Annotated in this window: 22 protein-coding genes and 1 riboswitch; of the genes, 11 read left to right on the top strand and 11 right to left on the bottom strand. The window is 47.5% G+C overall.

Translation table 11 applies throughout. The annotated features are described in order from the left end of the window. Positions 1-285 precede the first annotated feature (285 nt). The 6 genes from L1D44_RS18380 to L1D44_RS18355 all read right to left on the bottom strand — a co-directional run bounded on the left by L1D44_RS18380 (position 286) and on the right by L1D44_RS18355 (position 6,288). Complete coding sequence (locus tag L1D44_RS18380; RefSeq protein WP_239892747.1) at positions 286-843, bottom strand: DUF308 domain-containing protein; 558 nt, start codon at positions 841-843, stop codon at positions 286-288. Between the two features lie 423 nt (positions 844-1,266). Next, a complete protein-coding gene (locus L1D44_RS18375) occupies positions 1,267-2,100 on the bottom strand; it encodes a cobalamin-binding protein (RefSeq protein ID WP_239892746.1) in 834 nt (277 codons plus the stop codon). A gap of 251 nt (positions 2,101-2,351) precedes the next feature. Beyond that, on the bottom strand, positions 2,352-3,029 hold the full coding sequence (gene cobO / locus L1D44_RS18370; protein ID WP_239892745.1) for a cob(I)yrinic acid a,c-diamide adenosyltransferase: 678 nt from the start codon (positions 3,027-3,029) through the stop codon (positions 2,352-2,354). Positions 3,030-3,358: 329 nt separating this feature from the next. After that, positions 3,359-4,909, bottom strand: a complete 1,551-nt coding sequence (locus tag L1D44_RS18365; RefSeq protein WP_239892753.1) for a cobyric acid synthase — start codon at positions 4,907-4,909, stop codon at positions 3,359-3,361. 42 nt (positions 4,910-4,951) lie between these two features. Then, positions 4,952-5,512 (bottom strand): bifunctional adenosylcobinamide kinase/adenosylcobinamide-phosphate guanylyltransferase, encoded by a 561-nt coding sequence (gene cobU / locus L1D44_RS18360; RefSeq protein WP_239892744.1) that lies wholly within the window; start codon positions 5,510-5,512, stop codon positions 4,952-4,954. Next, positions 5,509-6,288 (bottom strand): adenosylcobinamide-GDP ribazoletransferase, encoded by a 780-nt coding sequence (locus L1D44_RS18355; protein WP_239892743.1) that lies wholly within the window; start codon positions 6,286-6,288, stop codon positions 5,509-5,511. Before L1D44_RS18355 ends, cobU begins: the two co-directional genes overlap by 4 nt. A 318-nt stretch (positions 6,289-6,606) precedes the next feature. Between L1D44_RS18355 and L1D44_RS18350 the strand changes: the two genes are divergently transcribed. Then, positions 6,607-6,822, top strand: a complete 216-nt coding sequence (locus tag L1D44_RS18350) for a hypothetical protein (protein WP_239892742.1) — start codon at positions 6,607-6,609, stop codon at positions 6,820-6,822. Between the two features lie 55 nt (positions 6,823-6,877). Here the strand turns inward: L1D44_RS18350 and cobT are convergent, their stop codons facing one another. The 4 genes from cobT to L1D44_RS18330 form a co-directional block, all read right to left on the bottom strand. Next, positions 6,878-7,906, bottom strand: a complete 1,029-nt coding sequence (gene cobT, locus L1D44_RS18345; RefSeq protein WP_239892741.1) for a nicotinate-nucleotide--dimethylbenzimidazole phosphoribosyltransferase — start codon at positions 7,904-7,906, stop codon at positions 6,878-6,880. A gap of 83 nt (positions 7,907-7,989) precedes the next feature. Continuing rightward, entirely contained in the window at positions 7,990-9,045 is a 1,056-nt protein-coding gene (locus L1D44_RS18340; protein WP_239892740.1) for an iron ABC transporter permease, read from the bottom strand. After that, complete coding sequence (locus tag L1D44_RS18335) at positions 9,038-9,928, bottom strand: ABC transporter ATP-binding protein (RefSeq protein WP_239892739.1); 891 nt, start codon at positions 9,926-9,928, stop codon at positions 9,038-9,040. Before L1D44_RS18335 ends, L1D44_RS18340 begins: the two co-directional genes overlap by 8 nt. A 128-nt stretch (positions 9,929-10,056) precedes the next feature. Further along, positions 10,057-10,210: riboswitch (cobalamin riboswitch) on the bottom strand. A 405-nt stretch (positions 10,211-10,615) separates the two neighbouring features. Next, positions 10,616-11,224, bottom strand: coding sequence for a histidine phosphatase family protein (locus tag L1D44_RS18330; protein WP_239892752.1), 609 nt, complete (start codon positions 11,222-11,224; stop codon positions 10,616-10,618). Between the two features lie 258 nt (positions 11,225-11,482). On the opposite strand from L1D44_RS18330, the gene metH reads away from it, so the two are divergent. Then, positions 11,483-15,238: a methionine synthase gene (gene metH / locus L1D44_RS18325; protein ID WP_239892738.1), complete on the top strand. Its 3,756-nt coding sequence runs from the start codon at positions 11,483-11,485 to the stop codon at positions 15,236-15,238. Positions 15,239-15,315: 77 nt separating this feature from the next. Here metH and L1D44_RS18320 read toward each other — a convergent pair whose 3' ends face one another. Continuing rightward, on the bottom strand, positions 15,316-16,056 hold the full coding sequence (locus tag L1D44_RS18320; protein WP_239892737.1) for a hypothetical protein: 741 nt from the start codon (positions 16,054-16,056) through the stop codon (positions 15,316-15,318). Positions 16,057-16,409: 353 nt separating this feature from the next. Here L1D44_RS18320 and L1D44_RS18315 point away from each other — a divergent pair, with 353 nt between their 5' ends. The 9 genes from L1D44_RS18315 (at position 16,410) to L1D44_RS18275 (ending at position 23,635) form a co-directional block, all read left to right on the top strand. Next, the gene (locus L1D44_RS18315) at positions 16,410-16,580 is read left to right on the top strand and encodes a hypothetical protein (RefSeq protein ID WP_202720859.1); all 171 of its coding nucleotides are present in this window, start codon (positions 16,410-16,412) and stop codon (positions 16,578-16,580) included. Between the two features lie 233 nt (positions 16,581-16,813). Beyond that, positions 16,814-17,731 carry an urease accessory protein UreD gene (locus tag L1D44_RS18310; protein ID WP_239892736.1) on the top strand — a complete coding sequence of 306 codons (918 nt, stop codon included), beginning with the start codon at positions 16,814-16,816 and terminating at the stop codon, positions 17,729-17,731. A gap of 84 nt (positions 17,732-17,815) precedes the next feature. After that, positions 17,816-18,118, top strand: coding sequence for an urease subunit gamma (gene ureA / locus L1D44_RS18305; protein ID WP_220767390.1), 303 nt, complete (start codon positions 17,816-17,818; stop codon positions 18,116-18,118). A 48-nt stretch (positions 18,119-18,166) separates the two neighbouring features. Further along, the gene (locus tag L1D44_RS18300; protein ID WP_220767389.1) at positions 18,167-18,484 is read left to right on the top strand and encodes an urease subunit beta; all 318 of its coding nucleotides are present in this window, start codon (positions 18,167-18,169) and stop codon (positions 18,482-18,484) included. 2 nt (positions 18,485-18,486) lie between these two features. Next, positions 18,487-20,190, top strand: a complete 1,704-nt coding sequence (ureC, locus tag L1D44_RS18295; RefSeq protein WP_220767388.1) for an urease subunit alpha — start codon at positions 18,487-18,489, stop codon at positions 20,188-20,190. A 78-nt stretch (positions 20,191-20,268) separates the two neighbouring features. Further along, positions 20,269-20,787 carry an urease accessory protein UreE gene (gene ureE / locus L1D44_RS18290; RefSeq protein ID WP_239892735.1) on the top strand — a complete coding sequence of 173 codons (519 nt, stop codon included), beginning with the start codon at positions 20,269-20,271 and terminating at the stop codon, positions 20,785-20,787. Between the two features lie 3 nt (positions 20,788-20,790). Further along, positions 20,791-21,474 carry an urease accessory protein UreF gene (locus L1D44_RS18285; protein ID WP_239892734.1) on the top strand — a complete coding sequence of 228 codons (684 nt, stop codon included), beginning with the start codon at positions 20,791-20,793 and terminating at the stop codon, positions 21,472-21,474. A 108-nt stretch (positions 21,475-21,582) separates the two neighbouring features. After that, positions 21,583-22,206, top strand: a complete 624-nt coding sequence (ureG, locus tag L1D44_RS18280) for an urease accessory protein UreG (protein ID WP_239892733.1) — start codon at positions 21,583-21,585, stop codon at positions 22,204-22,206. Between the two features lie 190 nt (positions 22,207-22,396). Further along, entirely contained in the window at positions 22,397-23,635 is a 1,239-nt protein-coding gene (locus tag L1D44_RS18275) for a Rid family detoxifying hydrolase (protein WP_239892732.1), read from the top strand. Positions 23,636-23,725 lie beyond the last annotated feature (90 nt).

The following is a 23,725-nucleotide window of genomic DNA, read 5'->3' as shown; positions in this document are numbered from 1 at the left end:
ACAGGATTATAAAAGCAGCTTCTAGGCTCTAGGAAAAGCGGAAAGGTAAAGACAATAACAGCTAAGACGGGAAAACAGTTCTGCTTCTGTAGCTCGGCATTTATGCCGTCACTTGTTTAGGCGGAGCAAGGATTACTAGATGGTTCTAGAAAACAGCTCCTAGGTAGCAGGAGTTACTTTTCCTAGAGGCCTATTTCCTAAAACCTATTTCCTAGAATCTATTTCCTAGAACCTAAGTCCTAGGAAAAGTGGCTAACGAATACGCGATGATTACAGGTACTCGGGCTATTTAGGCACAACCTTTTTCATCTGTACCCCGATGAAGATAAAACTAACCCCTTCAAAGATAAAAGAAACACCAATGAAGATCCCTAAGAGAGACAGTGAAAATTCAGGGTTGTTCATCAGAGTAAAAAAGTAAACCGCAATGGCTGTAGATACTAATCCACTGAACACAATCCAGGGCCAACCATCTAGGTTACCTCGGCTCATAAAACCAAAAAACATCCTCGTCACCCCATTAAACAGCATAATAACGATCATCATTGCCGTAATGGTCAATAAACTAACGAAGGGTTCGGCTAAAATGAGTATGCCGCCAATAAGATAGAACAGTGCACTAATGACATACCAAGACTTAGCTTTCCATTTAGGAATGCTGAAGGTGTGGTAAACCTGCACCAGGCCGATAACTAAAAAGATCGCTCCAATGATAGCGGTAATAGCCACCCCCACAGCAACAGGCAGGCTTATAGCAAGAAAGCCAGCAAGGGTAACCACGACACCAACTATGACGAACCATTTCCAGCCTTTTGTGAGCATAGTATTTACTGGATTTTCCATATTATATCCTTAAGAATCAGCTGATTGATTAGCAGCTAAGCCTGAGTGTTCAATTCACTTGTAGATTGTTTATCAAAAACAGATCCAACTATTTGAATTGGCGATACAAGCTCAAGTATTGGTCATCAATGAAGATATGACTAGCTGTAGGTCAATATTTATTGGTTTAATCTAATGCCTACCGAGACTTAGCAGACTATTAATCTAGACTTACAAGGTTGAACCAGTGATATAAACCGCACGAGATCGATATGGTAGAACTCAACACCAATCACGAACGTGATCAGCGTCACAAATAACGATGTAGCGTGACTTTAATAACAGGGCGATATTGCGCATATCAAAAATTAGGCTATCCGGATAGCTTGAGTACCTGCCGCAAGCCTGCAGCAGAGCCGGACAGGCTTGAGGAGTAGATAATTTTTAACGCGACTTATCTAGCGCTTCGCACAGTTCCTCGACGCCAAGCAGTGCTCTTGGTGCAGCGCGGTGAAGGAGATCTGTGTTGAGCTGGTAGATATGGCCATTCTTAACCGCAGGGATCTCAGCCCACTTACTCCAGTTTACACCGACTATGTTCCCCTCATCTTGGCTCTGTAGGATCACTTCAGGCTGTTTCAAGACCACTGTTTCTAGGCTAACTTGTGGATAATCGCTGGCAGCATCGACAAATACATTATCGCCGTGGCATACAGCAATGATCTGTTGGATCCAGCTATTTTTTGCAACCGTCATCAAGGGAGTCGACCACAGCTGATAGAAGACACTTACCTCAGACTTGGCTGCGTTATCGATACGTAACTGTTTCAGCTTCTCACGGTAATCTGCAGCCACTTTCGCAGCTTGCACCTGATGCCCCGTCAGCTCACCAAGAGATTCTAGCTCATCGGCTACCGCCTCGAGTGTTTGCGGGTTACTATCAAACACGCGAAAGCCCAGCTCTTTGATACGCTCAATATCTTCGGCTTTATTACCGCTACCCCACACCACAACTAAATCAGGCTCTAGCTCCAATACTCGCTCTATCTGGATACCGTAATAACCGCCAATGCGTGGAATAGCTAAAGCCGCTTCGGGAAAGTCGGCATGGTCTGTGGTAGCCACAATCGACTCCCCAGCACCAATCGCATACAGCATCTCAACCGAGTGCGGCGACAGCGCAACAATGCGTTTAGTGGGTGTTTCAACAGCAAAAATAGGAGTAGAAGCAGATATAAATAGGCCCAACACCAATAACAATTTACATAAGATGTTCATAAAATCCTTCTAAAGTCGGTTAAACCTAAGATGGTAGGAGCTAAGACGACTCAAGCTGTTACGGAAAAGTCGATAACAGCAGAGATGAAGAAGACAATAACGCCACAACAAAGAAAGCGAAGAAAGTAATTTCTAACTGTTTGAGATTAGGACAAAGCCGTCAAGTTTTCCTAGCCCCTGAGCATACGAGTAGTATGTGATGGGGTAGGAAAACGAAGACAATGCCGTCATCATTTCAAACAGGACGAAATTTAGTAGTCGAAGCCGGGCTGAGCTTTAATGCCATTATCAAATGCATGCTTTATCGGCTGCACCTCGCTCACCGTATCAGCCAGCTCGATAATGGCTCGATGACATGCTCTGCCCGTGACTATCACATGCTGCATTGGCGGGCGATTCTTTAGCGCCTCAATCACTCGATCCACTTCTAGATAGTGGTAGCTGACCATATAGGTCAGCTCATCGAGCATGACTAAATCGATCGTTTCATCTTGCAGTAATTTCTCGGTCGCCTCCCAAGCTTGCAGTGCTGCTAGAGTATCTTTTTCACGGTCTTGAGTTTCCCAAGTAAAACCGGTGCCCATCACGTGAAACTCAACACCAGCGCCTTCGAGTAAGGTACGCTCGCCGCAGTCCCAGTTACCTTTGATGAATTGCACTACGGCAGCTTTTTTACCATGACCGACTGCGCGTACCACGGTGCCAAAACCTGAGGTAGATTTGCCTTTACCATTACCGGTTAACACTAAAAGGATGCCTTTCTCTTCTTGGGCGCGAGCGATCTTGGCATCTACGCCCTCTTTGATCCGCTGTTGGCGCGCTTTATGACGCTCTGCTTTTGCAACTTCTGATCTCGCCTTTTCCGATTGAGTTGCAGCAGATTGAGCAGCTGGCACTTGATCTGCCTCGTTCGAGTTATTATCCGTCATATTACTTCCCTATTTTATCCCTTAAACACTAATCTAATTTGCAAACAAACTAAAAAACACCCAACAGCTTCCCGGCTAAAGTTTTGTCTCTCACAGCTAAAAACGTCTTTATCAACTCAGTTTAAAAACCCACAACAAACTCAGTGATGGCGAGGGTTTGAACGATATGAATTATGAAGCCCGCACATCATATTTTAATCGTTTAGTTAGCGCACAACCAACGTTTAACTTTCAAGCAAAAAGATGATTTTTTACACCTTTAGCATTTTTATCTGCTTTAAGACTTATAAATACACTTTTTACTTTAAACACAACCCAACCTTGATAAGTTAATGTCGATCCCAGATCTGATCGAGTCGATCGAGATCTAGATGCAGCTCTAATACATCTGCCAATCGATCAAGTTGCTGCTCGCGTACTTGATTAACATCAACCGCTGCCGCATCTTTCATTCCCGCCCATTGCAAAATCAATTGGCATGCCTGTGGCGAATCAAATAAGCCATGAACATAAGTGCCCAAGATATTGCCATCATCTGACAGCATGCCCTCTAATTCTGGCACTTGGGCTTCAGCGCTCTGCTCATAATCGCCAGCTTCGAGCTTGACGCTTAATGATAACGGCTGAGTTAATGGCAACAGTGAGCGCGAACGACCACAGTGGATCTCATAACCTTCAACAGGTACCCTTTCACCAAGCAAGTTCAAATGCCCCTCAACCTGTTGCAAAATCTTGTTATCCGTTAACTCGGTAACCAGCGGCAATAAGCCTAAAGCGTCGCTATTACCTGGACTGTCTTCTATTCCGTGTGAGTCATCGATTAACTGACCGAGCATTTGATAGCCTCCGCAGATCCCCATCAGTTTGCCGCCGTAGCGTAAATGCTTATCAATGGCGCTATCCCACCCTTGCTGGCGAATAAACTCAAGGTCGGCACGCACATTCTTACTACCCGGAATAATGATTAAATCCGCAGCAGGAAGTGGATGGGGCTCATCAATCGCTTTTTGCGCCTGAGTTTTGGTAATAGTTTGCAGCGACACATAATTAAAGTCGATTTGCGGGTGTAACCTTAGCGGGTCAAAATCAGTATGGTTACTGATCCGCGGTAGCACCAACACTAAGACTTTCAACTTAGTATCAGTAGATTTTTCTGGCGCGGCAATTAAGGCATCTTCGGCATCTAAATGCAGGTCATGTAGATAGGGCAGCACGCCTAGCACCGGTTTATTAGTGTAGTTTTCTAGCCAATCCAGCCCATCTTGCAATAGGCTAATATCGCCACGAAAACGGTTAATCACAAAACCTTTTACTCGTGCTCGCTCCGACTCACTCAAAAGAGCCAAGGTTCCGACCAGATGGGCAAATACGCCACCCTTGTCGATATCGGCGATGATGATGACAGGGCAACCCACCTCTTCGGCGAAGCCCATATTGGCAATATCACCTTCGCGCAGATTGATCTCGGCTGGGCTGCCCGCCCCTTCCACCAGCAACATGTCGTAATCGCTTGTTAAGCGCTGATAAGACTCAAGCACCGCCGCCATCGCTTTAACGCGGTAGCCCTCGGCATTTTTACCAAAGTAATCTTCAGCCTCCATTTTCATCAAGGCTCTACCATGCACTATCACTTGTGAGCCAGTGTCAGAGCTCGGCTTTAGCAGAATTGGATTAAAGTCAATTTGAGGCTCAAGATGGCAGGCCACAGCTTGTAAAGCTTGCGCGCGGCCAATCTCGCCGCCATCTATGGTGACAGCGCTATTAAGCGCCATATTTTGCGGCTTAAACGGCGCGACTTTAACGCCATTTCTCACAAACAAGCGACACAGCCCTGCCACCAGAGTACTTTTACCCGCATCCGATGTAGTGCCCTGCACCATCAAAACTTTGCTATTACTTAACCTTGCCACTAATTGGCTCTCCTAACCTTTTAGACACAGGGGCAAACCTGCGGTCACCAAGGTGACTCTGTCTGCAATAGCCGCAATATCTTGATGTAGCCAACCCGCTTCATCGACGAAGCGACGATTTATCTCACCCATTGGCACTATGCCGCAGCCAACCTCATTACTCACCAGTACCACAGTCCCCGGCAATTCGCTTAAAAGTTGTAAAAAATCGGCCTTAACCTGTTGCCAACTATCTTCTTTTTGTAAGAGCGGCTCTTTTTGCAACAGATGATTCGTCAACCACAGGGTTAAGCAGTCCACTAAGATGATGCTGCTTTCAGTAGCATGTGCCTTTAGGGCAACGGTTAACTCTAGGGGGCATTCGATAGTGCGCCAAACAATAGTATCTGACCCACGCTGAGTTTGATGGTGGTGAATACGCTCGCCCATTTCAGCGTCTAACGCCTGGGCTGTGGCGAAGTAGAAGCACTCGCTATCAACACCATTTTGCGTCTCAGCTAAAAGCTGTTTCACTTGCGCCTCGGCGAAACGACTCTTGCCGCTACGGGCACCGCCTAATACAAGATGGATCACCAACTTACTCCTAAAATAAGCAAAAGTAGATAACAGCTCAGCTCACTGCCTTGCTGGGCAGCTCCTAATGTGTCACCTGTATAGCCACCGATTTGACTTCGAAACAATCTAATAAAGCCGTACCGTACGATAATAAGACCCGTGATCAACACTAACGCAGGCACAAAACCGACTAACAGCAGTGGCAATACACCTAAAACTAATAAAATAGATAACTCGTTTACCCCCTGCTCTTGGGCAAGGGGCTTACTCTTGCTGGTGCTTGAATCACTCACATATGGCTCAGAGAAGATAAAACTCGCGGCAACGACCCGACTTAAGCAGTGACCAACAATCAGCGCTAAGCTCACACTGCTTGGGTCAAATAGTGCAATCTCGGTTAGCAGTTGCCACTTTAGCAGCAAGGCTAACACCAACGCCAGTGCTCCGTAGCTGCCAAGGCGCGAGTCCTTCATGATGTTAAGCTTAGCCTCCACCGTCCAGCCTCCCCCTAAGCCATCTGCGGTGTCGGCAAGACCATCTTCATGAAAACCACCAGTGACTAACACGCTGGTTATCATGGCCAGCACTATGGCAATAGAAGGCGATACCCAGTGCAGCATCAGGGTATAAACCGCCGCACTAATGACGCCCACCAGCAAGCCCACCAAGCCGAAATAACGGCTAGCCTTATTAAGTTTATCTGCATCCACCTCAACCCATTTAGGCATCGGAATTCGAGTAAAGAACCCCATCGCAATAAAGAATAAATTGAGCTGCTTATGCCATGCCTGCATGTAAAAATCCTTAAAATATCGAATAAAGCTAAGACGAAAAATCCGAAAATAGCAGAGACGGTAAAAAGCCGAAGAAGCAAAGACGGATAAGAGCGGGTTAAAGCAAAGATGAACGGTCTTCGAACTACCGAAAAGCAATAACTTTCCACTCTTTCTCTCAGCTTGTACCGTCTTAGCTTTGACCGTAAGCAAAGCGTTCCGTAGTGACGCAGTCACGTTCGCAAGGCCGCAGGCCGTTCGTCTCAGCTTGTACCGTCTTAGCTTATACCGTCTCAGCCTGTACCGTCTTAGCTTTAACCGTAAGCGAAGCGTTCCGTAGTGACGCAGTCACGTTCGCAAGGCCGCAGGCCGTTCGTCTCAGCCTGTACCTTCTTAGCTTATACCGTCTCAGCCTGTACCGTCTTAGCTTTAACCGTAAGCGAAGCGTTCCGTAGTGACGCAGTCACGTTCGCAAGGCCGCAGGCCGTTCGTCTCAGCTTATACCGTCTCAGCCTGTACCGTCTTAGCTTTAACCGTAAGCGAAGCGTTCCGTAGTGACGCAGTCACGTTCGTAAGGCCGTAGGCCGTTCGTCTCAGCTTGTTTCGGCTGTTAAATCTCTATCCCTACATCTTGAAAGCTGGCCATCTCATTATAGAAATTGGCCGCCGCCTGAATGAGCGGTAGTGCGAGCGCTGCGCCCGTGCCTTCGCCGAGTTTCATGCCAAGCTTTAAGAGTGGCTTAGCCTGCAAAAACTCCAGCATAAAAAAGTGGCCCTTCTCATCAGACTGATGAGCGAAAATCATATAATCACGCACATTAGGGTTAATCTTCACCGCGACTAAGGCTGCTGCGCTAGCAATAAAACCATCAACAATGATGAGCATATTGCGCTCGGCAGCGGCAAGCATGGCACCTGTCATCTGTACGATCTCGAAACCGCCGAGACAAGCCAAAACCTGCATTGGATCGTCAAGTTCACTATGATGCACAAGCAGCGCTTGCTCAACGAGCATCTTCTTGCGCTTAAAAGTCGCCGCATCGATACCAGTGCCTCGACCGACACAATCCTCCACTTTTATGCCTGTTAGCGCTGCCATGATAGCGGCGGCAGAAGAGGTGTTGCCTATGCCCATCTCGCCGAGCGCAATCAAGTTGCAACCATTTTGATGGTGTAATTCGACTCTCTCGGTAGCCATCTTAAAGCCCTGCTTCACCGCGCCCAGCGTCATAGCAGCGCGTTTGTGAATGGGACCCGTTCCAGAGCCTAAACGCTGATTAATTACACCGGGTAAATTTTCAATTGGCTTTAAGATGCCACAATCAATCACCTCTAAGTCGAAACCAACCTGACGGGTAAATACGTTAATCGCCGCGCCGCCATTCATAAAGTTGTACACCATCTGCGTGGTGACTTCACTCGGCGCTATGGAGACGCCTGAATCTGCAATACCATGGTCGGCGGCAAATACCATCATCTTTGGATTGGCAATTTGTGGTTTGTCTTTACCCAGTACCCGAGCAATTTGCAGCGCTACGGTCTCTAGGTCGCCCAGCGCTCCTAACGGCTTGGTTTTAGTGTCTATTTTTTGCTGAATGACATCATCAAATTCAGTGCTTACAGGTTTAATATCAAACATCTTTAGTTCCCCTAACCGCTCAATAAGGATTAATTACGCGCACAACTATCACAACTAACCACAACGACTAATATCATGGTTTGCTAGAGCCGCTTCGCGCTGCGACTGCCTAGAATAAATAAAAAGAAAATACTGCCCATCACAGAGGTAATAATCCCCACTGGCAACTCTTGGTAACTGAGCACTGTTCGGGCTAACACATCGACCCAGACCATAAACAGTCCGCCCAGCAATGCCGTTAATAACAGTGGATATCGCCCCGGAAACAGTAAACGCACCGTATGGGGCACCATCAGGCCGATAAAACCAATACCGCCACAGTTGGCCACCAGAATCGCAGTGATTAGCGAACACAGTAGCAACATGCTAAGCCGCAGGTGGCCCACATTAATGCCTAAGGTATGGGCCGTTTCATCACCGGCTCGCATCGCCACAATCTGACGCTTATTCAGTAAAATAATCAAAGTTGCAACCAGCACCACTGCAGCGGGCAACCACAAACCTTGCCAGCTAGCTTTGGCGAAACTGCCTAAGGTCCAAAACAGCACAGAGGCGGCCGCTTGTGGGCTGGAGAAATACAGCATCAGGCTCGCCATTGCGCCAAACATAAACGAGATCGCCACCCCTGAAAGCAGCATACGTTCAACCTGAGTACTCAAGTTGCGGCCACATAGACTCAGCACCATGACCACAGAAAGACTGGCACCAATAAAGGCACCAACTGGTAAACTGAGCCAGAGCATACTTTGGCTAAAGAGGGTTAACGCCACTACGGCACCAAAAGAAGCGCCAGATGAGATCCCAAAAAGATAGGGGTCGGCCAACGGGTTGCGGGTCACGGTCTGCAGCACGCTACCGGCTATCGACAGCCCAGCTCCGGCGATAAAAGCCAATAACACTCGTGGTAAACGTAGCTCCCAAATAATTCGTTCCCTCACCCCCAGTGATTCGCCAATCCCCAATAGCTTATGATTGAGCACATTGAACACATCGACGGCACTAATGGTGGCCGCTCCAAAACTTGTAGCCGCAAACGGCGTGAGCAGAGTTAAAAATAGGAGTAATGTAAACAGCAGGTATTCAATCGGTCGCCGCTCCAGCTTTAACGTACCAACTTGGCCAATAGTGGGATTAGTCATCTTGGCCTCCAACGATATCGAACCGGGTTGAACCATCACGAATGTGATGCCCAGAATGCCCATAGCCGTAAAAATAGCTGATCAGCGGGTTACCATGCTGCGGATGAGGCCTTATTTCACAGAAGACATCAAACACTTCGGCGATCCGCTGCTCTGTGAGTACCGCTTTGGGTGATCCTTTTGCGACACAACAACCATCATTTAATAGCAATAACTCATCGCACAGGGCGCTGGCGAGATTAAGATCGTGAATTGAGGTAATAACGGTAATATTGAGGCTACGAAGCAGCTCCAAGGTTTGGATCTGATAGCGAATATCTAAGTGATTAGTGGGCTCATCGAGAATAAGCAGCTTGGGACGCTGAACGATGGCGCGAGCAATCAAGGCGCGCTGCTTCTCTCCACCCGATAGGCTCTCATAGGCTTGATTGGCTTTGTCTTGCAGACCTACCTTTTCAAGAGCTTGAGCGATCACTTCTCGGTCACCACGACTGGTAAAGTCAAACGCACCTTTATGGGGGGTTAAGCCTAGCGCCACAAGCTGAGCCGTGGTCATCTCAAAATGATGAGGAGTGTCTTGCAGCACGACGGCTATTTGCTGCGCGAACGCCTTGGCCGACAAGGTGTTAATGTCATCGCCAAAGAGATGAATACAGCCTGTTGTTGGCTTAATAAAGCGGTATAGACAACGTAGCAAGCTCGACTTACCCGCACCATTAGGGCCGATGATGCCCAGCATCTTGCCTTCAGCTAAGCTAAATTCAATGGCCGATAAAATCGCTTTACCAGCTAACTGCCAGCCTAAGTCTTGTACCGACAGCACAGTTTCTGCGTCAGAGTCGGCTTGAGAACAAGGCTTGTTTACGCCTGCCCATTTAGTCATGACAAGCGTTTGCCCCAGCTTCTTAGCCCGGTATCGAGTTTCATTTATTGTCTCCCCCGAGTCGCCCGCTCGAGTCAATGCGTATATAAATACACTTTTAGCCATCAATACATACTGATGAAGATGTATCGAACAATATTAAGTTAGGCAGGTATCTGACTTGGACAATAGCTTTCGGGCTATCTTCCCTACAGTTGCGGGTACAGTCCGGACTAAGCCACTGATTATAGTCAACTTCCGGTTCCCTTTATGCCGTTAAGCACCTAACTTTCATTTTTTCACAAGTTTAACGCTATGAGCGCCAACAAGATAACGCCGCAGTTTAACACGCCTTCGAGCATTTGCGTGCTGAGCTTTTTTCTTATCTAGCAAATCGCCTTGCTTGGAAGAAGGCGCTAGGTTCTAGGACGCTACGCTGCGAGGACGGGCTGCGCCCTACTAGGAAAATCAAAAGCATGACGGGCTAAAGCCCGACCTACAATGTAAGATTAAAACCGCTTTTCCGTCTTTGCTTCTACCGTCTTTGCTCTTCCTAGAACCTAGAACCTAGAACCTAGCACCTTTCTTTGCTTTCATCGTCTTTGCTTTAATCGTCTTTGCTTTTTGCCTTTCCTTGAACCTTTCTTTGCTTTTCCTAGAACCTAAAACCTTTCTTTGCCTTTCCTAGGTCCTTCTGTTAACCCTTCGTTATCCCCAATTTAAGCTCGTATACTGCTTATCGCCATCGTGTAAAACATCTATCTCCACCGTGGCGGCATAGGGCAGTTTAAGCGAAGTATAAAAACCGCTAGCTTGGCTGATCCCTAATGCTTTTGCCATCAAGTGGCGGATCACGCCGCCATGAGTCACCAATAACACACTCTGTCCCTGATACGCTTCAAGCATTGCCTGCCAAGCGGCACCGATGCGGGACTCGAACGCTTGCATCGATTCTCCATTGGGTGGCGGTATTTTCCAAGGGTTGGCCCAGTAACTATCAAGCTCCTGAGCATAATGCTGGTAAAGGGTATCGAATGTTTGCCCGTCCCAATCACCGAAGTTCAGCTCTTTAAACCTGTCTTCAAGCGCAAAGCCTAACTCATGCTCCTCGGCAAACAGTTGAGCGACCTTAGCACAGCGAATAAGCGGCGAGCTCACCAGTACATCGGGCGAAAAACCGTCTAAAAACAAAGTCGAAAGCGCAGTTTGCATCTGCTGTTCTCCCAGTTCTGTCAGCGCAACATCGATCTGGCCGCGTAAAATATTGCCACCTTGACATTCGCCATGCCGAAGTAAAATAACCTTAGTGGTTTGCATCATCCCCGCTTACCTTCATTATTTATCAGCAACTTAGTTAAATTCATTGGCTTTTAATGCTGAAAAAGTATCATGCTTTAGCACTTGCACTTTTTGTTACGCCTCACGTATTATGGACGTCTATACGTATAAATGTCCAAACAAAATATTCGGCAGGTTAACATTAGTCGCCTTAAAAACCGGACAGTAATTACATAAGAATATTGACGAAAAAATAAATAACAAAATACTTTATTTGCGAATTGGTAGGAATTATCTATGGCAACCTGTACCCCAACACATGCCTTGAGCGCAGTAGCACATACTCAAGACACGGCCGACAAGGTTTTAGCACTGCTTACCCAAAAACTCCATGATGGGATCCTTATCCTCGATGGTGCAATGGGTACCATGATCCAAGATCGCAAATTTGAAGAATCCGACTTTCGCGGCGAACTGTTCAAAGACTGGCATTGTGATGTTAAAGGCAACAACGATATGTTGGTGCTCACCCAGCCAGAGGCCATCAAACACATCCATAAAGAGTATCTGCTTGCTGGCAGCGATATTATTGAAACCAACACTTTTAATGCCACGCGAATCGCCTTGGCCGACTACGACATGCAGGCGCATTCGGCCGAGATTAACCTGGTTGGTGCAAGCCTCGCTCGGGAAGCTGCCAACGAGGTCGAGGCGGAAACTGGCCGACAGTGCTTTGTTGCAGGGGTACTTGGCCCGACCAACCGCACCTGTTCAATCAGTCCTGATGTCAACGACCCTGGCTATCGCAACGTCAGTTTCGATGAACTGGTTGAAGCCTATATCGAGTCTATCAATGCCCTGATTGCTGGCGGCAGCGACATCATCATGGTAGAAACCATTTTCGATACCCTTAACGCCAAAGCTGCATTGTTTGCTATCGAAACCGTCTTCGATGAGCAAGGCTTTCGCTTGCCAATTATGATCTCCGGCACCATCACCGATGCCTCAGGCCGCACTCTTACCGGACAAACTACCGAAGCTTTCTACAACTCGCTGCGCCACGTTAAGCCGCTATCGATTGGCCTTAACTGCGCCCTAGGTCCAACTGAACTTCGTCCTTATGTGGAAGAACTCTCTAAAATTTCTGAGTGCTTCGTATCGGCGCACCCCAATGCGGGATTACCAAATGAATTTGGTGGTTACGATGAAACGCCAGAGCAGATGGCCGAAGTCATCGAAGAGTGGGCAAAGGAAGGCCTATTAAACATCATCGGCGGCTGCTGCGGCACCACGCCGGAGCATATCCGCGTTATTCGTGAAGCGGTACTTGACCATGATGCCCGTAAACTCCCAGATATTGCTGTTGCCTGTCGGCTATCGGGCCTTGAGCCACTCACCATAGATGAGAACTCGCTCTTTTTAAACGTGGGTGAGCGAACCAACGTTACCGGTTCGGCTAAATTCTTGCGCCTCATTAAAACTGGTGAATATGAAGAAGCGCTTTCGGTTGCTCGCGACCAAGTTGAGAACGGCGCACAGATCATCGATATCAATATGGATGAAGGCATGCTCGATGGCGTTGAGGTGATGCAAAAATTCCTCAACCTTATCGCCTCTGAGCCAGATATCTCGCGGGTACCTATCATGATCGACTCCTCTAAGTGGGAAGTGATTGAGGCAGGCCTTAAGTGCATTCAAGGTAAAGGCATCGTCAACTCTATCTCACTCAAAGAGGGGGAGGAGAAGTTTATCGAACAGGCTAAACTGGTTAAGCGCTATGGTGCCGCGGCGATTATTATGGCCTTCGATGAAGTCGGCCAAGCCGATACCAAAGCGCGCAAAGTCGAGATCTGTACTCGTGCTTATAACGTACTGGTCGACAAGGTCGGCTTCCCGCCGGAAGATATTATCTTCGATCCCAATATCTTCGCCATTGCCACAGGTATCGATGAACATGACAACTATGCGGTCGACTTTATCGAAGCCACCCGCGAGATAAAGCGCACCCTCCCCCATGCGATGATTTCGGGCGGTGTGTCTAACGTATCCTTCTCCTTCCGCGGTAATAACCCTGTACGCGAAGCTATCCATGCGGTATTCCTGTATCACGCGATTCAAGCGGGGATGGACATGGGAATTGTTAACGCTGGCCAGTTGGCAATCTATGACGATATCGACCCTGAGCTTAAAGAGCGCGTTGAAGCTATTGTACAAAACTTGCCTTGCACCGTTGCCGACACGAATAACACTGAACAGCTACTAGAAGTCGCTGAAAAATTCCGTGGTGACGGCAGCCAAGCCGCCAAAAAAGAAGATTTAGAGTGGCGTACTAAACCGGTGAATGAGCGCTTAGCCCATGCGCTGGTGAAAGGCATCACCGACTTTATCGATGCCGACACCGAAGAAGCGCGTTTGCAGGCAAACCGCCCACTCGATGTGATTGAAGGGCCGTTAATGGACGGCATGAACATCGTTGGCGATCTCTTTGGCTCAGGCAAGATGTTCCTGCCTCAGGTGGTTAAATCGGCGCGAGTAATGAAGAAAGCCGTGGCTTATTTAAACCCCTTTATTGAGCTTGAAAAGGTTGAGGGCCAGTCAAACGGTAAAATCTTAATGGTCACGGTGAAAGGCGACGTGCACGATATCGGCAAAAATATTGTCGGCGTAGTGCTAGCCTGTAACGGCTATGAAGTCATCGACTTAGGCGTCATGGTGCCAGTCGAGAAAATCATCGAAGTCGCTAAGGCTGAAAATGTCGACATTATCGGCATGTCAGGACTAATCACTCCAAGTCTCGATGAGATGGTGCATAACGTTAAGAGCTTCCATAAGGCAGGCTTAACCATTCCATCGATTATTGGTGGTGCCACCTGCTCTAAAATTCATACCGCAGTGAAAATTGCGCCTCACTCACCTGAGGGTGCCATCTACATTGCCGATGCCTCTCGCGCTGTGCCTATGGTGTCAAAACTCATCAACGATGAAACGCGCCAAGCGACCATAGATGAGGCTTACGCCGAATACCAGCTGATGCGCGACAAGCGCAACTCTCAGGCCAAACGCAAAGAGATCACCTCAATCGAGGCGGCCCGTGAAAATCGTTGCCAGCACGACTGGGCTGGCTACACGCCATTTATGCCAAACCAGCTTGGTCGCCAAGTATTTGATGACTACCCATTAGAAGATCTGCTGGAGCGTATAGACTGGACGCCTTTCTTTAGAAGCTGGGAATTACATGGCCATTTCCCACGTATCTTAGAAGACGAAGTGGTAGGCGTTGAGGCGCGTAAGCTCTACAGCGATGCCAAGGTGATGCTTAACCAAATAATTAGTGAAAAGTGGTTAACCGCCAAAGCCGTGATTGGTCTATTCCCCGCCAATACCGTCAACCATGACGATATTGAGCTATACACAGATGAGAGCCGCAGCGAGCTTGAACTCACGACTCACCATCTGCGGATGCAGATTGAGCGGGTGGGTAATGACAACTTCTGTCTTGCAGATTTTGTGGCGCCAAAAGCTAGCGGCGTTGCCGATTACATGGGCGGCTTTGCTGTCACCGCAGGCCATGGCATTGACGAGCATATTGCTCGCTTTGAAGCTAACCATGACGATTACAGTGCGATTATGCTCAAATGTTTGGCAGACCGCTTAGCGGAAGCCTTCGCCGAACGTATGCATGAGCGCGTACGGAAAGAGTTTTGGGGTTACGCTGCCGATGAGGCCCTCGATAACGAAGCGCTTATCCGAGAAAAATATAAAGGTATTCGCCCCGCTCCTGGCTACCCAGCCTGCCCTGATCACACTGAAAAAGGCTTGCTGTGGGACCTGTTAAAACCTGATGAAACCATTGGCCTTAACATTACTGAAAGTTATGCTATGTTCCCTACAGCTGCAGTATCGGGTTGGTACTTTGCTCACCCTAAATCTCGTTACTTTGGCGTGACCAATATTGGACGCGATCAGGTGGAAGATTATGCAGCGCGTAAAGGCATGAGCATAGAGGAAACTGAGCGCTGGTTAGCCCCAGTTTTGGACTATGATCCGGAATAAGCAGCCTTGAGCGGGAGGGCAAACTTATTTGCCCTGTGGCCATAGGCCTAAATTAAAGAGTCGCCCTAAAACAAAGGCTATAAAATATTACTCATACAAGGCTTAACAGTCGTGGAGGCTTTATCATTATTCAATGATAAAGCCTCATACTGATTGATATTCATCGCGACTTGACGCAGCAAGCCTTCCGCTCCTTTTGCGGCCTCACTCTCATAGATCAAAGGCACCATAGTTAACTGATGGGATTTTGCCTGGGCATCGATAAACTGTAGCTGAGACCAAAAGAGTGTTGAGATCAGATGAAACAGGCAACTCCCCACCCCAAGATGACGCCACTTTGGTACCACATAGGCGTACAGCAAGTAACAGCAACCACCAATTTGCCGCTCATTACAGATCTTGCCATCGGAGTACCAAGAATCGAGTAAACCGATATTAAAGGTCACGAATGCTACTGGGGTTCGCTTTTCCTCTTCAGAAAAAGCCACTAATCGATAATGCCTCTGATGCCTGCTTTCAGAGATGTGACTGACAGGTGTGAGGGTGTTGAATATCTGCTGGCAGACCAACTCATCGTCTGCGCATGTATCGCAAAAGTATTGCTGTAAAGCAGTGGTGTTCTCATGCGATGAATCGTCATAAATACTAACGCAGGGTATAACGGATGACTCATCTAACTCGATTGAGGAAGGGGCCTGCAAACGCAAATCTTTTTCGGCTAATGTTTGAATAAAGCCATGTTGTAGTTGGAAGTGGCTAAAATCATCCAACAGGTGAAGTAAGGGAAAGAGCTCCACCTTACTTTTATGAAGTATCATATACAGCTCCGCACAATCTACTCATTATCTGCATAAATAATAGAAGGTCTCACAACACAATACAGACAACATTGTGCATTAACTATAGGTGCTCATTTTCAACCTGTAAAATGCAAGAACACTAGGTTTGATAAGGCTTGTGGCTTAATTCAAACCCAAGCTATTGTATATAAAGACAAGCCTCTCTCTCGCTAGTTAATCCCACTAAAAATCAGATTTTCTTCGCACTTGTCGCTCACTTAGTGATCTCCGTCATTGTTTTTCGGCCGAAAAGGTTTACTATGGCGGCTTCTCAGGAGGAATGTTCTTTCCTCCGCACTGCTTACCACAATTTATTTCAGGATATACACACAATGAAGAGTCTTCTTCCTACATTGATCATGCTATTGATCCCGTCTGTTTCATGGGCACACCCAGGTCATGGTGCTGTTGGCTTGTTCCACCACCTATCTGATGTTGCACCACTTATCTTACTGGCCGCTATTGTTGCCGGCTATGCGATTTGGGTTCGTTCAAAGCGCTAACTATTCACAACTTTTTATTCATTAGATTTTAAAGCGCACGCAGCCGTTCAAGCTCTGGTTCGTTTGGCACTCTTGTAGCCGCTGTTAGATTAAATTCTCAACAACTTTAGATTGTTTGGGCTAGCTAGTTGCGCGCGTTTTTCAAAATCTATATCAGGATCACATGCTCACGTTTTGGGAGTGTGATCTGTTGGCTTGCGATTTTGCCTTGATGATTTGGATAAATTTGAATAATGAATATTCCACAAAGCGTTTGCTTTAAACGCCCTGAGTCCGATGCTGGTTGGCGTGCGGAACTGCGCCTTAAATATGGCATTAAGAGAGAAAAAACTCGGCTTTTAGAACGCCATCAAATCGGGCCGTTAACGGTTCAAAAGACATTTTTCCCTGAAGGTGCGGCTTGTCATACCTATCTTTTACACCCGCCAGGTGGCGTGGTTGGCGGCGATCAACTCAGCTTCACTGTTGATGTCGCAGAACAGGCCCATGCGTTATTAACCACTCCAGGGGCGACTAAATTTTATCGCAGTAATGCAGAGCAGGCATGGCAAAGCCAACAATTGAGCGTGGCAGAATCAGGCTTACTCGAGTGGCTTCCCATGGAGAACATTTTCTTCCCTGGTGCTAATTGTAAGTTACTCACTCAGGTGAATTTAGCCGCCAATGCCCGTTTTATTGGCTGGGAAATGCAATGCTTCGGTCGTCCACAACTTGGGGAAGAGTTCAATTACGGACAAGTATTAGGCCAGACCTTTATTTGTCGTGATAACAAGGTGTTATTGGCTGAAAGTCTACGAGTTCAAGATCAGTTTCAATTCAAGCAAGCTGCTGCTATGCGCAACTTCGCCATGACTGGATGCCTGTATATCACTCCTGTTGATCGCGCGCTTATCGACAAAGTGAATCAAGTGATTGATGAGCAGCAAGCGCGCTTCGCAACTGAGATTGTGCTCGGAGCCAGTGAGTTAGGCAGCTCCTCAATGAGTAGTGCAATGACCCTCAACAGTCCGGCAGAAAACAGCTTATTGGTGGTACGCGCCTTGGGACAACAAACCGAACCTATGATGGCCAGTTTTGTCCAGATCTGGCGCTGCGTTCGCCAACATTGGTTTGGTCAGCTCCCCGATGTACCGAGGATTTGGTCAACTTAAGCTCTGCCGTTCAAGCACTCATTCACGCTTAATCGCACGCAAAACTACATCTAAAAACCAATTGATTTTAAAGAGAGTTATGCCATGGAACTAACCCCAAGAGAAAAAGATAAGTTAATGCTATTTACCGCTGGCTTACTCGCTGAGCGTCGGCTGGCGCGAGGCTTAAAGCTCAACTATCCCGAATCAGTCGCATTAATCAGTTGTGCCATTTTAGAGGGCGCTAGAGATGGCCGCACAGTAGCTGAACTGATGAATTATGGCCGCACAATTTTAACCTCAGAGCAGGTTATGGAAGGCGTACCAGAGATGGTGCATAACGTGCAGGTGGAGTGCACTTTTCCAGATGGCACCAAGTTAGTCTCCATCCACGAACCCATAGTTTAAAAAGATATTGTTAACGGTTAATCGAATACGTTGTTTAAGGACCACACCATGATCCCGGGTGAAATCATAATAAATAAAAATCTTGGTGAGATTGCGCTCAATCAAGGCTATCAAAAGCGAACATTAGCGGTCGCAAATATTGGCGACCGCCCTATTCAAGTGGGTTCTCATTATCACTTTTACGAAGTGAATCAGTTTTTAAGTTTCGACCGAGCGCAGAGCTTAGGTTTTCGTCTCGACATTCCCGCAGGGATGGCTGTGCGATTCGAGCCAGGGCAAAGCCGAACGGTCGAACTCGTCGCTTTTTCTGGCAAGCGCATAATTCAAGGCTTTGATGGCCAAATCATGGGCAAAATTAAGGAGTAAGTATGGCTAAGATCTCAAGACAAGCTTATGCAGATATGTTTGGCCCAACGGTCGGCGATCGTGTGCGCTTGGCTGACACTGCATTGATTTTAGAGGTTGAAAAAGATCTCACCACCTATGGTGAAGAAGTTAAGTTTGGCGGTGGAAAAGTGATCCGTGATGGTATGGGGCAAAGTCAGGTATTGAGTCAAGATTGTGTTGATGCCGTGATTACCAATGCACTCATTCTTGACCATTGGGGCATAGTTAAAGCCGATATCGGCATCAAGCATGGGCGTATTGTTGGAATTGGTAAGGCTGGTAACCCCGATGTACAACCCAATGTCGACATCGTCATTGGCGCAGGTACAGAAGCTATCGCAGGTGAAGGAAAAATCATTACCGCTGGTGCGATTGACACTCACATTCACTTTATCTGCCCGCAGCAGGCTGAAGAAGGTCTGTGTGCTGGCACTACAACCTTTATTGGGGGCGGTACCGGCCCTGTTGCAGGCTCAACGGCAACAACAGTCACTCCAGGCACGTGGAACATGCACCGCATGTTAGAAGCGGCAGATGAGTTACCCATCAACGTCGGTTTATTCGGTAAAGGGACTGTGAGTAACCCAGATGCCATTCGAGAGCAAATAAGCAACGGTGCTATGGGGCTCAAAATTCATGAAGATTGGGGCGCAACGCCGTCAGCCATCGATACCTGTTTAAGTGTCGCTGACGAGATGGACGTGCAAGTGGCTATCCACTCAGATACCTTAAATGAAGGGGGTTTTTATGAGGCAACCGCTAATGCCATTGGCGATCGTGTTATTCACGTATTCCATACTGAAGGTGCCGGCGGCGGCCATGCTCCCGATGTCATAAAATCGGTAGGCGAGCCTAATATCATTCCTGCCTCGACCAATCCGACCATGCCTTACACCGTCAATACCGTGGATGAGCATTTAGACATGTTGATGGTATGCCATCACTTAGATCCCGCTATCGCAGAAGACGTTGCCTTTGCAGAGTCCCGTATTCGCCGTGAAACCATTGCCGCTGAAGATATCTTGCATGACTTAGGTGCAATTTCAGTGATGAGTTCGGATTCTCAAGCAATGGGACGCGTGGCCGAGGTTGCCATGCGTACCTGGCAATGCGCCCATAAGATGAAGCTTCAACGTGGCCCACTCGAAGGCGACAATGAAGATGCTGATAATACTCGCCTAAAGCGTTATGTCGCCAAGTACACCATTAACCCAGCCATCGCTCACGGGATAAGCCACGAAGTGGGCTCCATTGAAGTGGGCAAGCTGGCGGATATCGTGCTGTGGGATCCCGCATTTTTTGGCGTCAAACCCGCGTTAGTGCTCAAAGGTGGCTTAACGGTTTATGCCCCAATGGGTGATATTAATGGTGCCATTCCTACGCCACAACCCGTGCACTACCGCCCTATGTATGCAGCAACAGGCAAGGCCCGTGCAGCAACATCCATGACTTTCTTGCCAAAGGCTGCCATTGAGGCCGCCATACCTGAAAAGCTCAAGTTAACTCACCTTATCGGCGAGGTTAGAGGCTGCCGCAATATCAGTAAACAGGACATGATCCACAACAGCTACGTGCCGCATATCGAGCTCGACTCACAAACTTATGTGGTCAAAGCCGATGGCATGCCCTTGGTGTGTGAGCCCCTTGCAAAGCTGCCAATGGCTCAACGCTACTTTTTATTCTAATTGTTGGAGTTTGTTTAATTTTCAACGCCATGCCGAATGTTGCTCTGTTGACTCACTCGGCTTTTTGAAGAGGTCAAAATGATTAAGTTAACCCAGATATTACCCCAAGCAACTCATATTGATGCAAAGGTGTGTTTAACCATGGTTGAGCGCACTAAGAGTCGATTACGTATCGTCCTTGAAGATGGTCGAGGTGCAGGCTTAATGTTGCCGCGAGGACACATTTTGCACCATGGGTCGTTACTGGCTAGCGACGACGGCTTTGTGGTTGAAGTTATCGCTGCTAAAGAGCAAGTGTCCACCGCACGTAGTGATGATGCGACCCTTTTTGCCAAAGGCTGTTATCACTTAGGAAATCGACATGTGCCACTACAAGTTGAAGCCGGATGGTGCCGATACCAACACGATCATGTCTTAGATGAAATGCTGATGGGGTTAGGGCTTGAAGTGAAAGTTGAAAGTGCAGCATTCCAGCCTGAACCCGGCGCTTATGGCGGCACTACAGGTGGACATTCCCATGGAGAAGTTTACGACAGCAGCTTAGAAAAAATGGCTAACAGCCATCATCACGAGCACTGCCACAGCCACGAACATTAAGCCATGTACAACATCCAAAACATGCTACCAGAATTGCGCTTATATCAGTTGATAAGCCCCTCCCTCCCCGTTGGAGGCTTTACCTACTCCCAGGGCTTGGAGTGGGCAATTGAACAGGGCTGGGTATCGACAGCCGATGCGCTAGAAGAGTGGCTTAAGAGTCAGATGCTTGAAAGTTTAACCCATCTTGAACTGCCCATTTTAGTCCGAATTCAAGGTTACCTAGCAGCCAGTGAATACGCTCAGGCCCAAGCTTGGTGCCACTATTTAACAGCTAGCCGTGAGACTAAAGAGCTACGACTAGAAGAGTATCAACGAGGTATCGCTTATGCCCAACTACTACCAAAGCTTGGGCTGACATTAACCCCTGAGCTAAAAACTATGGTGCAAACCTCTCAGTTAGCCGCCTTTGCTTTAGCCATCAATCAATGGCAAATCCCGCTAGAAAAAGCACTAGGGGGCTACTTATGGAGCTGGCTTGAAAATGCCGTCGTTGTGGGGATAAAACTGGTTCCACTTGGCCAGAGTATCGGCCAACAGCTATTGATGTCGCTCGCAAGCTGTATTCCTGCTGCGGTAGAGAAAGCCCTCATCATACAAGATGATGAGATAGGTAGTTTTACACCAGCGCAAGTGATGGCGAGTTGCCGTCATGAGCACCAATACACTCGGCTATTTCGATCTTAGCCACAACGGCTTTAATCAAAAAGCAATTGAACTGTGCTCGCAACCATCCGAGCAGTTCTCACCTAAGGCTGTGGCTTAAACACGCCTTAATCGTACTTAGGAACAAACATGACTGAATTAGATTATAAACAACCACTGCGGATCGGCGTAGGTGGTCCCGTGGGCTCAGGAAAGACAGCGCTATTAGAAGTGCTGTGTAAAGCACTGCGGGATAAATACCAAATTGCTGTTGTCACTAACGATATTTACACCCAAGAAGATGCCAAGATTTTAACCCGCGCAGAAGCTTTAGATGCTGACCGGATTATCGGCGTCGAAACTGGCGGCTGCCCCCATACCGCCATTCGCGAAGATGCATCGATGAACTTAGCCGCTGTGGAGGAGTTAGCAAAGCGCCACAAAAACTTAGATGTGGTTTTTGTTGAAAGTGGTGGCGATAACTTAAGCGCTACCTTCAGCCCTGAACTGGCAGATATCACCATCTATGTCATCGATGTGGCCGAAGGTGAAAAAATTCCCCGCAAAGGTGGCCCAGGGATCACTCGCTCCGATCTATTAGTGATTAATAAAATCGATCTTGCTCCCTATGTTGGCGCCTCTCTTGTAGTAATGGATCAAGACACCAAGCACATGCGCCCTGAAAAACCTTATGTATTTACCAACATGAAACTGGGCAAGGGCGTACCAGAGATCATCACCTTTATCGAAACCGCGGGCATGCTCAATAGCTAACGCCAGTCACAGGTACGACATGGCAACTCCCCCACTAATGACTGCTTGCTAGCAATGACTCGCAAGCAATCACTAATTAAGCAGCAAGTCATTCGCTGCTATTAACCCAACGGTGATTTTCATCTCAATCTGATGCAAGCACCACAACCTGAAATCTACGGATTAAAAACCTAAGAGGTAAATGTTCTACATGAGTCACGACATTATAAAAGTTTCAAGAAACACAGCTAATGCACCACAAAGTGCGCACTCTACACAAACTGTCGCCTTCTCTCATTACAACAACATTTCAGCACAACTACCGGTAAACCCAAACACGGGTGACATTGTTGTTGGCAATATAAAAGCTCAAGCAAAGCAATGCTTAACCAATATAAAGGCCATCGTTGAAAGTATCGGTCACGTAATGGACGACATGGTAAAAATCACCGTATTTGTTAAGAATATCGACGATATGGATGCTATTGATGAAGTCTATGCCACATTCTTTTCGGCGCCGCTGCCAACCCGTACCGTTGTGGCTGTAAAAGCGTTACCCTTAACTGATGCCTTAGTGCAAATGGATGCGTTGATTTCAAATGGTGAGGGCACTGCACCACAAGCTCCTTGCCCATTGGTGAAAGTCTCTAGAGATACTCAAGATGCGCCAAGCTGTGCCATGTCGACACAGACCGTCGCCTTCTCTCATTATAATAACCTTTCGGCACAGTTACCTATCGAGCCAACAACGGGTAAATTGATTGCTGGCGATATCACGCAACAAACCGAGCAGTGCTTAAATAATATTAAAGCAGTATTAGAGAGCATCAATCATGTGATGGGCGATATTGTAAAAACAACCATCTACCTAAAAGATCTTGCAGACATAGCCGCGGTCAATGAAGTGTGTTCAACCTTTTTCAACGGCTACGTACCCGCACGTACCATAGTCAATGCAACAGAACTACCAATGGGGGCTTTAGTGCAAATAGATACCGTCGTGTCCCATGGTGACGGCACGCCACCACAACCACAAGAAGACAGCCGTTTCATCGTGATAGAAGCCAGCAATACCAACAATGCGCCAACAGCGCCCTACTCGCATACAGTTGCATTTTCTCACTACAACCATGTTTCAGGCCAGTTACCAATCGATGCAACAACGGGCGAAATAGTTAGCGCTGATGTTGCTGAGCAAACTAAGCAATGTTTAAACAATATAAAAGCGATTATCGAGAGTGTCGCGCATGTGATGGATGACGTGGTCAAGGTCAATATTCAAGTTGCCAATATCGAAGATATGGATGCAATCGACCAAGTCTACAACACATTTTTCAAACAGGATCTTCCAGCAAGAACCGTCTTTGCAGTGTCGACATTACCAATGGGCGCACAGGTGCAAATAGACGCTGTTATTTCAAACTGTGAAGGTACTCCGCCTCAAGCTTAGCGAATATTCACTCGGCGGGTAAAGCTAACCCGCCATTAGCGTCTCACCCAAAAAGCGTCTATTCATATCGAGCTATGATTACCGATTCAA

The sequence above is a fragment of the Shewanella sp. Isolate13 genome (assembly GCF_022398325.1).
Taxonomy (GTDB): Bacteria; Pseudomonadota; Gammaproteobacteria; order Enterobacterales; family Shewanellaceae; genus Shewanella.
The sequence above is the reverse complement of the archived record's forward strand: the minus strand, read 5'-3'. Positions and strand labels throughout refer to the sequence as shown.